Annotated in this window: 9 protein-coding genes and 1 pseudogene; 7 read left to right on the top strand and 3 right to left on the bottom strand. The window is 51.1% G+C overall.

Translation table 11 applies throughout. The features are described 5' to 3' along the window. Window positions 1-2 precede the first annotated feature (2 nt). Window positions 3-872: a glucose-1-phosphate thymidylyltransferase RfbA gene (rfbA, locus tag AC2FIB_RS11800; protein ID WP_496842117.1), complete on the top strand. Its 870-nt coding sequence runs from the start codon at window positions 3-5 to the stop codon at window positions 870-872. A 131-nt stretch (window positions 873-1,003) separates the two neighbouring features. Here the strand turns inward: rfbA and glf are convergent, their stop codons facing one another. Genes glf through AC2FIB_RS11785 form a run of 3 tightly spaced genes read right to left on the bottom strand, consistent with a single transcriptional unit; the run spans window position 1,004 to window position 3,841 of the window. Next, a complete protein-coding gene (gene glf / locus AC2FIB_RS11795; protein ID WP_496842116.1) occupies window positions 1,004-2,152 on the bottom strand; it encodes a UDP-galactopyranose mutase in 1,149 nt (382 codons plus the stop codon). A gap of 1 nt (window position 2,153) precedes the next feature. Then, entirely contained in the window at window positions 2,154-3,044 is an 891-nt protein-coding gene (locus tag AC2FIB_RS11790; protein ID WP_496842114.1) for a hypothetical protein, read from the bottom strand. Then, window positions 3,041-3,841 carry a glycosyltransferase family 25 protein gene (locus AC2FIB_RS11785; protein WP_496842113.1) on the bottom strand — a complete coding sequence of 267 codons (801 nt, stop codon included), beginning with the start codon at window positions 3,839-3,841 and terminating at the stop codon, window positions 3,041-3,043. Before AC2FIB_RS11785 ends, AC2FIB_RS11790 begins: the two co-directional genes overlap by 4 nt. Window positions 3,842-4,424: 583 nt before the next feature. Here AC2FIB_RS11785 and AC2FIB_RS11780 point away from each other — a divergent pair. From AC2FIB_RS11780 to AC2FIB_RS11755, 6 genes and pseudogenes are all read left to right on the top strand, one after another. Then, a complete protein-coding gene (locus AC2FIB_RS11780; RefSeq protein WP_496842111.1) occupies window positions 4,425-6,215 on the top strand; it encodes an ABC transporter ATP-binding protein in 1,791 nt (596 codons plus the stop codon). Between the two features lie 149 nt (window positions 6,216-6,364). Further along, window positions 6,365-6,934, top strand: a complete 570-nt coding sequence (locus AC2FIB_RS11775) for a D-sedoheptulose-7-phosphate isomerase (RefSeq protein ID WP_496842110.1) — start codon at window positions 6,365-6,367, stop codon at window positions 6,932-6,934. Then, a complete protein-coding gene (locus tag AC2FIB_RS11770) occupies window positions 6,919-8,118 on the top strand; it encodes an HAD-IIIA family hydrolase (RefSeq protein WP_496842109.1) in 1,200 nt (399 codons plus the stop codon). The genes AC2FIB_RS11775 and AC2FIB_RS11770 overlap by 16 nt, the downstream gene beginning before the upstream one ends. Next, window positions 8,119-9,114 carry a GHMP family kinase ATP-binding protein gene (locus tag AC2FIB_RS11765; protein WP_496842108.1) on the top strand — a complete coding sequence of 332 codons (996 nt, stop codon included), beginning with the start codon at window positions 8,119-8,121 and terminating at the stop codon, window positions 9,112-9,114. A 49-nt stretch (window positions 9,115-9,163) separates the two neighbouring features. Next, window positions 9,164-10,177, top strand: a complete 1,014-nt coding sequence (locus AC2FIB_RS11760) for a GDP-mannose 4,6-dehydratase (protein ID WP_496842107.1) — start codon at window positions 9,164-9,166, stop codon at window positions 10,175-10,177. 823 nt (window positions 10,178-11,000) lie between these two features. Further along, window positions 11,001-11,705 (top strand): annotated as a pseudogene (locus AC2FIB_RS11755) (transposase); the annotation flags it as partial.

Genomic DNA, 11,705 nt, shown 5'->3' with positions numbered 1-11,705 from the left:
GAATGCAACGTAAAGGAATTATTCTTGCCGGAGGTTCGGGAACACGGCTCTACCCGATCACGATGGCTGTTTCGAAGCAGCTACTGCCGGTCTACGACAAGCCGATGATTTTCTACCCTCTCAGCGTATTGATGCTAGCGCAGATTCGCGAGGTTGCGATCATCACAACGCCGCAGGATCAAGAGCAGTTCATCCGCCTTTTTGGTGACGGCAGCCAATATGGCTTGTCACTGACCTGGATTGTGCAGGAATCTCCCGACGGCTTGGCGCAAGCCTACACGTTGGCGGAAGATTTCCTCGCTGGTGCTCCCTCGGCGATGATCTTGGGTGACAATGTATTCTTTGGCCACGGCCTTCCAACCCTGCTGGCCGAGGCAGATGCCGACAAACAAGGTGGTACGGTTTTTGCATATCGGGTCGCCGACCCGGAACGGTATGGCGTTGTTGCTTTTGAGGGCCAAAAGGTTCGCCAGATTATTGAAAAGCCACAAAACCCGCCGTCGAACTACGCGGTCACCGGCCTTTACTTTCTCGATGGTGATGCACCTGCGCGTGCCAAAGAAATCCAACCGTCTGAGCGCGGCGAGCTTGAAATTACGTCGCTTTTGCAGATGTACTTGGACGAAAACCTGCTTGATGTTCAAACAATGGGCAGGGGTTTTGCATGGCTGGATACAGGGACGCACGGCACTTTGTTGGAGGCGGGAAGTTTTGTGCGAACGCTGACAGAACGTCAGGGAATGCAGACCGGTAGCCTGGACGAGATCGCTTGGAGCAATGGGTGGATTGATGATGCCGCTCTTGAGAAGCGTGCTAAACTATTCGCGAAATCAACGTATGGCGCTTACCTCCATTCGCTGCTAACCGATTAGGGCCGACACCCATTATAGCACCTACGATCGCGCGTGAATTGCATCCAAGTTGGTTGCAAAACAGAGATGATCGATCCGATCAGCCCAGAACGTGAAACGCTTAAGCGCTGGACCGAAGCGGTCTGGCGCGCCTAAATCGGCGCGACGAAAAACGGTTTCAGGTCCTGATCCGCTGCGATCGCTTCCAACGAAGCGCGCGCGGTGTCGAGAGCCTCGCGGATGGTGACATCCATATCCAGATACCGATAGGTACCCAAGCGACCGACAAATGTGACGTTCTGGGTCTCTTCAGCTAAGTCAACATACTCACCTAGCAGTGCCTTTTCCTTCACTTGACGGATCGGGTAGTAGGGAATGTCATCTGGGCCAGCGGCGCGGGAATACTCGCGATAGCAGACCGATCCTTCATGCGCCTCCCAAGGCGAGAAATGCTTGTGCTCCGTGATCCGGGTAAAGGGCACCTCTTCCTCGCCATAGTTCATCACTGCGCAGCCTTGATAGTCGCCGTCATAGGTGAACCGTTCGAAATCAAGCGTGCGATAGCCCAGGCGCCCAAGCTCGTAGTCGAAATAGCCATCCAGCGGGCCAGAATAGAACACGTGATCGAAGCCATCCGCCATGTTGCGATCGAAAGTGGTATTCAGCTTAACGGTGATACTAGGGTGATTAAGGATGCCACCAATCATGTCGGTATACCCATTCTCGGGCATGCCTTGGAATTTATGGAAAAAGTAATTGTCGTCGTAGTTAAACCGCACTGGCAGACGCTTAAGGATCGACGCCGGCAGCTCGGACGGGTGACAGCCCCATTGCTTGATTGTGTAGCCTTTGAAAAACGCCTCATACAGATCGCGACCGACGAACCGCATCGCCTGTTCCTCGAAACTCTGCGGGTCGGTGATGGATGTATCAGCCTGTTCTTCGGTGATAAACGCGCGGGCCTCGTCCGGGCGCATGGTCTTGCCAAAGAACTGGTTGATCGTGTGCAGGTTCACCGGCAGCGAATAGACCTGCCCCCGCGAGGTGGTTTTGACCCGGTTCTTATAGGGCAGGAAGTTGGCGTATTGGTTCACATACTGCCAAACCTCTTCGTCATCCGTATGGAAGATATGTGGCCCGTACACATGGACCATGACGTCGGTATCGGCATCCCGTTCTGTGTGGCAATTTCCACCGATATGGTCACGGCTGTCGACCACGGTGACATCATGCCCTTGTTCCGCAAGTTGGCGACCGATCACAGCCCCAGACAATCCGGCCCCAACCATCAAAAACTGCATATCAGGGGCTTTCCTGTTTCATCGAAATCGTCGTCATGTCGAGCGGTTTGATCAGCTGACGGCGGGCAATCTTGAATATACCCGACCGCGCCTCGCTGGCACTGCGGAATTTCGGCAGGACCGACATCCATGCCCGGCACATATGCCACCCCAGCTGCAGACGACCCGAGATGGGTTGCCCTCCCTGCAGGATCGCGGCAAAGACGACCGGAACGGTACGCCGCGACAGATCAAACATCTGCTTCAGAACGGCTTCTTCCTCTTCCGAGCTGAGGTTGTTCGACTCGGCCATCGCAGCTTTCAGGTTCTTTCCGATCGGCCGCGTGTGGTGCATCGCGATCTCGTCCAGAATGGCAGTTCGAAACGCGCCAGCCTCGGCCCATCTGCACCATATATAATCCAGGCCGTAGCCGCTCATGGTGCCCTGGAAAAGCGGCAGTGCTTTCTTCAGGATATCCTTGTGCAGGCACGGGGCCATGATCTCGATATAGTTCGTGTAGCGCAGTACGAAGCCCGGGCATTGGCTGAACACAAAATGCGAGAAATAGCTTTCGGGGGTCAGCGACGGTTGCGCAATACGCAGGCCGTGAACATGCATGGCATCAAACAGCGCATTTACCGCCGTGGCGCTGATGTCCAGATCATCATCCGGCAGCCAATAGTAGTCATATTGATCCAAGTCACGATCCGCCAGGGTTTTGAACAACCCGTCCCATTTGCCGCCTTTTACCAGCACGGCCTCAACACCGGGTTCAGGTTTGAATGCCGCAAAAGCCTCGTCCGAGAAATAGCTGATCAGAAGATCGTAGGTGCGATCTTCATAGGGGATTTCTTGCCACCGATGGTGCAATGACTTGTTGCCCGCACGGACAACCACAAGGCTATTCTTCATGCGCGGTTCCGAACCCGATTTTCGGCCTGCATCAATGGGCCGAGCCCTTCAATCATGTCCGGGTTCAGCGGGTGGCTCAACCGTCCATAGGTGTATTTGGCCTGATATAGCAGGTTTCGGACAAATCTGGACAAGGGAGAACCAGATTTGGTTCGGCTTCTGCAGTGGTCAATCGTGCTAACGGCACCTTCACGCTCGGCAACCATTTGTTCCTTTAGCGTCAGAATGGGAACGTTGTGTTCCCAATAGAACTTCAAATCGATGTCGATCGGCCGCGCGATACGTTTGTCAAGGGCCAACAACCGAGTCGCAGCGCGGCGGCCAATCACATAGCCTGTGGTTCGGGGCGGAAGATGATCCGACAGGACTAGATCCTGACCTCCGACAGTTTTGATTACCTGCCCGTTTTTCCTCGAGACCCCGTCGAGCTTTATCATCACGTCTTCAAAATACGTACCACGTTCGGCAAGCGCTTCCAGAAAAGCTCGAGGATCTTGCACAAATGTTGCGTCATCTTCCAGAACAAGGCTTACTGGCTCTTTGGAATCCGCTATTGCCTTCCAGATAATACGATGGCCCAGTGTACAAGCGACTTCGTTACGGCTGAGCGGACGCTTGAACTTGATACGGTTCATGTCCGCATCATAAATGCCCTTCAACTCGGAAATGCTTGTCTGGTCGCCAGAGATGGCGTCGCAAAACTCGTGTTCAAGCCCAAGGCCATCAAACTCATGTTCGCAGCAACGTCGACGTTCCACGTCGTTTGGCAGACTCAGAATGACAGCCTTTATAGACACTTTACTTTAACCGTTAATCTTTTCACTGTGTTCCTATGGGCCGAGGGGCCCAAGCACAAGCGTAAATGATCGATCCTTTTTTTCGCACCCACGAAAGCGCCTTCGCGGCAGAAATCTGCTGAAAAACGGCCAATAACTAGCAAAATAAGGACAATCCTCGAGAAAGATGAAACTTCACTTTATGCGTAACATAATCATATCATAATGAAACCATGAAGAAAATCCTTTGGTGCGACAAGTCACGGACGCAGCCCCACCAATGCTGCTGTGTTTTATTCAATCGAGCACATTGTTGCCTCAAACGCTCAAAGGTTGTTTAAAGTGCGAGCGCCCGCATGTTGACCGTTTAATTTCCCGGTCATGGTCTCTAACCATCATCTGAGCGCTCAGCATATCAGCGGCTCATCGCTGCGCACCCTATCGACATCAAGCACTTGAACCGTTCGAACACAGCGTCTATTTGGTCGACGCATCGTATAGCACTAAAATGGACAACTCTGTCGCGTCAATTGCTCTGCCCTTTTGGCAGAAACGATAATAGGGTAAATGAGCGAGCGCATGATTTCATGTTTTGGAGAATTCGATGATTAAGCGTGCCTGGACCGAATGGCGATCAGGCTATATGGGCCGCCTCATCACCGAGAGTTTTTTTGCTCAAGGTTCCCTGTATGCAGTAGCCATCTTTGCAATGATTGCAGTTGCCGCCACAACAGCCGGATCTGCATTTATGATGGAATACATCGTGGATGCGATGACCAGCCCGGATATGCGTCAATGGGCGGGTATGATTGCACTAGGAGTCGTTCTGCTTTTCCTAACTAAAGCGGTCGCATCCTATACTCAGTCAATATACCTCGCGCGCGCAGGAAACCGGATCATCGCGATGCAACAAGATCGAGTCTATCGAAAACTATTGCGGCACGGCGTTTCATTTTTTGCCGAGAACGAGTCGTCTGATCTTCTAATGCGGACAACGCATGGCGCTCAAGCCGCTCGAAAATTGATTGATGTTATCGTAACTGGATATGTTCGTGACGCGTTAACTCTGTTTGGCCTAGTTATTGTGATGGTTTACCAGCAGCCTGTGTTATCAGTTATGTTTTTTGTCGTGGGCCCGATTGCGCTTCTGGGTGTGCGATACCTCCTGAAAAGCGTACGTTCGATTATGCAGCAGGAATTCAAATCACTCGCTGAAATCATTCGCGTACTTCAAGAAACTTCTGCCGGCATTAAGGTTATTAAGGTGTTCTCGCTTGAGGACCGCATGATTAGCCGAATGGAAACAGCAGTCCTAAAAGTCGAAGAGCGTTCAAATGATATTGCGCGACTGCAGTCAATCGCCAGTCCACTGATGGAATTCTTGGCTGGCTTAGCCGTTGCCGGCGTTTTGATTGTCTCGACACTCGGCATAGCAGGCGCGGAACAACCGACAGCTGGTCAGTTAATGTCGTTCATAACTGCGCTCCTGATGGCTTATGAGCCCGCCAAACGACTTTCTCGAATGCGCGTTCAAATCGAAGCGGCCATGGTTGGAGTGGGATTGTTGTTTGGCCTGCTGGATCAGGAAGACACTATGCAGGAAAGTCCCGCAGCTCGAGACCTGCTAGACGGGCCAGGCGAGATAACCTTGCGCGATGTCACATTTGGCTACACCGGAACGCTTCCTGTCATTGAGGGCCTGAGCATGACTTTTGAAGCCCGAAAAACAACCGCCTTGGTCGGGCAATCTGGTGGTGGCAAGTCTACGATTTTTGGTTTGATCATGCGTTTCTATGATCCAGCTTCGGGAAGCATTGAGATCGACGGCCAGAATTTACAGGAAGCCAGCTTTTCGTCACTTAGACGAAAAATGTCATATGTAGGCCAAGACACATTTTTGTTTTCAGCATCTATTATGGAAAACCTGCGCTGCTCTGCGCCGGGCGCATCCGACGAAGAAGTCGTCGAAGCCGCCAAGGCGGCTTATGCTCATGATTTTATTTGCAATCTGCCGGACGATTATGACACTCAGGTCGGTGAGAATGGGACCTTCTTATCTGGCGGCCAAAAGCAACGGATTGCGATCGCGCGAGCGATCTTGCGAAACGCGGATATATTGTTGCTGGACGAAGCTACAAGCGCGCTGGACGCGGAGTCAGAGGCATTGGTCAAAACTGCGTTGAATACATTGACCCAAAGTATGACCGTTGTCGTTATCGCGCACCGCCTTTCGACAATTTTAGAGGCCCACAAAATCATAGTTGTTCAGGATGGAGCCGTCGTTGAAGAGGGTAGTTTAGACGAACTCTTGGAGTTAAACGGAGCGTTCCGCAACTTGTTCGATCAACAGTTTCGGAAAGGTCAAAAACAATTGAAAAGCGAAAATGTTGAATGATAGTTGCGTCTTTTCGTTTCAAACAATCTTTAGTAGCGAATTGAATATAAAGGCAAAACAGATATGTCGCGCCCAGAAATGAACTATCCGCGTTTCTTAAGGCTAACGCGCCCTGCCTAGTGTCAGCGAAACAATTTAAGGAATATTCAGTGAACGAGACCCAGAGTTATCTAAAAACCGTAACGAGTAATTTCATCGCCCTCGGACAAATGACAGAAGTCATCGATGAAGCCGCGGCAATTTGCATCGAATCCCTTCGGGAGGGAGGCAAAGTTGTCTTTTGCGGAAACGGCGGTTCTGCTGCAGATAGCCAGCACCTCGCAGCCGAGTTGATGGGCCGATTTTTAATTGATCGGAATCCATTGCCCGCATTGGCTTTGACAGTTGATACGTCAGCATTGACAGCGATTGGGAATGACTACGGCTATGATCAGGTTTTTGCTCGGCAATTGCGCGGTATCTGCCAAGCGGGTGATGTGTTATTTGGCCTTTCCACTAGTGGATCTAGTAAAAATGTCATTGCTGCGTTTGAGGTCGCCAAGACTATGGGTATCAAATGCATTGCGTTGACTGGGCAGTCTCAAAGTTTAATGAGCGAACTTGCCGATCACGCGATATGCGTGCCGTCGAGTTCAACCAACCATATTCAAGAAATGCACATTGCCGTTGGTCACATCATATGTGGCACAATTGAGAAATCACTATGCTCCGCCAAGTAGTCATACTCGTTGGCGGGCTTGGTACGCGCCTAGGGGCGCTTACAACAAAAGTTCCGAAACCAATGCTACCGATCGGTGAATTGCCCTTCCTGGACATTCTGATTGCAAACTTTGCTCGCTTTGGGTTTGATCGGATCCTGCTATTGGCTCAGCACAATGCAGATTACATTAGCCACCATTACGCCAATAACCCTGTGGACGGCGTTTCAATACGGGTTTTCGATGAAGTAAAACCGGCCGGAACGGGTGGTGCTCTGCGAGAAGCTGCGCCATACCTAGATGACGTCTTTTTGCTAACCAACGGTGACTCGCTTTTTGACTTTAACTTCCTTGCCCTTCAGCAGACTTTCGAGCAATCGAAGGCCAAAGTTGCGCTCTCCCTGGCGAAGGTAAGTGATGCGTCACGGTATGGAAGCGTCAGCCTTGACCAATCTGGAAAAGTAATCGGGTATGCTGAGAAATCGGCAAACAAAGGTGAACCAGGTTTGATAAGCGGCGGTGTTTACATCGTCTCGCGAGACATTTTGGCTCGGATTGGGCCAGGCATGGTTTCACTTGAAAACAACGTCCTCCCTGAATTGGTGGAACACAGCTGTGTTTATGGGCAAGTATTCGACGGGTACTTTATCGATATTGGACTCCCTGAAAGCTACAAAAGAGCGCAGCATGAACTGCCGGCGTGGCGGAAACGCAAAGTTGTGTTTTTTGACCGCGATGGCACTTTGAACAGGGACCGTGGCTATACACACAAGGTCGAGGACCTCAAACTTCTTCCTGATGTGCCCGACGCAATAAAACGTTGCAACGACGCTGGGCGGTTGGTCATCGTACTAACAAACCAAGCTGGGATCGCGCGCGGATACTATGATCGGACTGCGGTTGACACGTTTCATAGAAGTGTGAACCAGCACTTGCAAAAAAATGGTGCGCATGTTGATGCCTTCTACATCTGCCCGCATCATCCAGAAGGTACGGAACCAAGCTTGTCGATTTCATGCAACTGCCGCAAGCCAGGCACTGGTTTGTTCGAAATGGCAGCAGCCGATTGGGATTTGGATCTCAGTGACGCAGTAATGATTGGCGATAAAGAGAGCGATATTGAAGCTGCGCGCGCGTTTGGTATTGACGCAGTAATGACCGATGGAACGGATGTTGCGCGGATTATTGAGAGAATAGGAATCTGAATGCCAATTATTGTTAAGACACCGTTACGCATCAGTTTGTTCGGTGGGGGAACTGATTATCGGGAATACTTCGAACGCCACGGCGGTGCGGTTCTTGGCGGGACAATTGACAAATTCATATACACCATTTGTCTTCCGATGTCCCCAATTGCAGAGACCCGCTACCGACTGACTTACAGCCGTGTTGAAGAGGTGGACTATCCGCATGAAGTTCAACACCCCGTTATACGCGAGGTCTTGAAGGACGAAGCCTATGATGTTCCATTTAATCTCGCGGTGATTTCTGATATCCCCGGAGGTAGCGGTTTAGGAAGTTCGTCTTCCTTCACAGTTGGTTTCCTCAATCTTGTACGTCACCTTAAAGGTTTGAGCCCGACAAAATCAGATTTGGCGCGCTCTGCGGTCCGCGTGGAATCCGTTCTATTGAACGAAAGGGTTGGCGTCCAAGATCAATATCATGCGGCATTTGGCGGGTTTAACCTGTATGAGTTCAAAAAAACTCAAACCTCTATATCGCCAGTTCAGATGAGCACTAGTTTTCGCGACAACTTGAACGCTTCTTTGGTTTTGGTTCATACCAAACGCTTCCGCTCGGCATCAAAAATATTGGAAGAACAGATACGCGAAACGAAGGCAGGACATGTAGACAATGATTTGGCTTCGATCAAAGCGTTGGCTTATGATGCGCTAAACTTGTTTCAAAGCCCTGATGCCGATGCAGCAATTGTCGAGATCGGGCAAATGCTGAGCGACAGTTGGGAAATAAAGAAATCGCTGTCGTCGTCCATATCAAATTCTGAGCTCGACGAGATTTACAAGGCCGGAATGAAAGCCGGGTCTTACGGTGGTAAACTAGCTGGCGCAGGCGGCGGTGGGTTCTTCGTGTTCCTGGCACCACCCGATGCCATAACTAGGATGCGTGAAGTGTTTGGCGCAGAAGCCGTCGTCAAAGTCGAGTTCCAAGACGAAGGTTCGCGCCTGTCGAAATCCGCCTAACCTGCGCAGCAGGCGAAAGCACAAAAAGCATATGAAGTTAGGAAAAAAAATGGCAGCAAAACGCGCTTTGATTACAGGTATCACTGGCATGGTCGGATCGCACCTGCTTGACTACCTTATCAAAAACACTGACTGGGAAATATGGGGACTGCTCCGCTGGCGTAGTCCGCTTATCAACATCAACGATCATATTTCGGCTATCAACCGGGGTGACCGAATTAAGCTGGTCTACGGAGACTTGCGCGATACGATGTCGATTGATGCGGCGGTGAAACAGTGCAAACCCGATTTCGTGTTTCACCTGGCCGCACAAAGCTATCCAAAGACCTCTTTCGACAGCCCGATTGATACAATGGATACCAACGTCCAAGGCACCGAGCGCCTTTTGGGGGCATTGCGTAATCATTGCCCAAGTGCCGTGGTTCACGTTTGTGCTTCTTCGGAGGTTTTTGGTCGCGTTCCAAAAGAAAAACTGCCAATTGATGAAGAGTGCACTTTCCACCCAGCGTCCCCCTACGCGATCTCAAAAGTTGGTACTGACTTGATCGGTCGGTACTATGCAGAAGCATATGAAATGACCGTTATGACCACACGGATGTTCACTCATACAGGTCCACGCCGTGGAGATGTTTTTGCTGAATCCACGTTTGCTAAGCAGATCGCGATGATCGAAGCAGGAGAAAGTGATCCGGTGGTCTACGTCGGGAACTTGGATTCGCTAAGAACTTGGGCGGATGTCCGTGATGCAGTACGCGCATACTATATGCTGGTCACTGAGAACCCTCAACCGGGCGCGTATTACAATATCGGTGGTACTTTCACTTGTTCTGTCCGAGCCATGCTCGATAAACTTATTGAGTTGTCCACCCATAATGATATTCGCGTGGAGATTGACCCTGATCGTTTGCGACCTATCGATGCCGATTTACAAGTCCCCAATACAGCAAAATTTGAGACACATACAGGCTGGAAAGCGGAAATTCCTTTTGAAACTACCATGCTAGATCTGCTGGACTACTGGCGTAATCGCATCAGCGGCGAAAGCGATTTCCTAATTCGATGAACTGATCGGCGAACACCTGCCTCTAATGATTACAATATGGATGTAGCTTATCGCATAATGGTCTCCGGCGCACGCGGGCTTATCAGTTCTGCAGTGATGGAGAACCTTAAAATGCAAGGTTAGGAAAACGCAGTTGATATCTGGTGCGAAGACTGCGTTTTGAAGGATTGAGCCAATGTAGCCTCTGAACGGGACATCAGGTTCGGAATAAAAAAGAAGTCCTTCAACAGATTACTGAAAAGGGATTCACGTCCTTGCACCTGACCAAGCGGCTACGCTGCTTCACTTGGTCCAGAAGATGGCCGCCGAGATTGCGGTTGACACCCGATAGCTCCTCGATGCGGTCAATCATTTAACAGGCAACGATGGGGGCAGCGCGCGCACCGCGCACATCGTTGTCGTTGTAACGAGTTCAGCAAGACCAAGAACGATAGATCCGGTAGTTTTGTCGCTCATCTGAAACGGCTTGATCTGTTTTTGTAGTTTGAAAGGCATGCTTAGTCCGACTATCCCAGTTCCGCCTAGCAACAGGCCCGGAGGCTTGGTATCGCCAAAGTCATAGCCTGTTGGTGGCGACAAATAGTCTTGCAGGTACTGTCAAAGTCGTCACGCCAATCTCCGAAGTTGTCGAAGTGGATAGGGACAGCCGAATTGGCAGTCGTGAATTGGCGCGGCATGATCGTGATTCGCTCAACTACCTCGAACCGCCCCGCCTGCGTATGTATGAGTACAAGCTGACCAGGCGTATAAAAAGCGCAGGCTGAGTCTGAGTCTCCCCATCTGAACGGGTCCACCGTTATGTTTAGGAAGCGGAGGACTAAGAATGACAAACAAGCGACCGAAGCCCGAAGAGATTGTCTTGAAGTTACGGCAGGTTGAAGTTCTGATGGGGCAAGGCATGTCCCGTCTTGATGCGATCAGACAGATCGGCGTTGTTGAACAAACCTATTACCGCTGGCGAAAGAAGTACGGCGGAATGGGTGTAGATCAGTTGAAAGAACTCAAGCGGCTTCAGAAAGAGAACGAGCGGTTGAGACGCGCGGTTTCAGATCTGACGTTGGACAAACTGATCCTCGCGGAGGCGGCCAAGGGAAACTACTGAGTCCCGCTCGTCGCCGTGCTTGTATTAACCATGTACGCAACCAGCTGAACGTTTCCGAGAGACGCGCCTGCCGCGTGCCTGGACAACACCGGTCCACGCAACGGCGTGGCCTACAAGGTCGCGCAGACGAAGACCGATTGGTGGCCGGCATGATCGAGCTGACCCGTCAATATGGCCGATATGGCTATCGCAGGATCGCTGCACTGCTGAGAGAGGCTGGATGGTCTGTCAGCGATGGGCGAATTGAACGGCTTTGGCGACGAGAGGGGCTGAAAGTGCCAGTGAAACAACCGAAGAAAGGACGGCTCTGGCTGAACGATGGCTCGTGTGTTCGGCTGAGGCCTGAGTATCGCAATCATGTATGGAGCTATGACTTCGTTCATTGTCGAACTGACGATGGCAAAGCTTTCCGGACGCTGAATATCC

This window comes from Ruegeria sp. YTSA072, from assembly GCF_059610285.1.
The sequence above is the reverse complement of the archived record's forward strand: the minus strand, read 5'-3'. Positions and strand labels throughout refer to the sequence as shown.

Excerpts from the sequence above, each read along its gene's own strand:
- rfbA (WP_496842117.1), top strand. The coding sequence starts at position 3 with ATGCAACGTAAAGGAATTATTCTTGCCGGAGGTTCGGGAACACGGCTC.
- glf (WP_496842116.1), bottom strand. The coding sequence starts at position 2,152 with ATGCAGTTTTTGATGGTTGGGGCCGGATTGTCTGGGGCTGTGATCGGT.
- AC2FIB_RS11790 (WP_496842114.1), bottom strand. The coding sequence starts at position 3,044 with ATGAAGAATAGCCTTGTGGTTGTCCGTGCGGGCAACAAGTCATTGCAC.
- AC2FIB_RS11780 (WP_496842111.1), top strand. The coding sequence starts at position 4,425 with ATGATTAAGCGTGCCTGGACCGAATGGCGATCAGGCTATATGGGCCGC.
- AC2FIB_RS11770 (WP_496842109.1), top strand. The coding sequence starts at position 6,919 with ATGCTCCGCCAAGTAGTCATACTCGTTGGCGGGCTTGGTACGCGCCTA.
- AC2FIB_RS11765 (WP_496842108.1), top strand. The coding sequence starts at position 8,119 with ATGCCAATTATTGTTAAGACACCGTTACGCATCAGTTTGTTCGGTGGG.
- AC2FIB_RS11760 (WP_496842107.1), top strand. The coding sequence starts at position 9,164 with ATGGCAGCAAAACGCGCTTTGATTACAGGTATCACTGGCATGGTCGGA.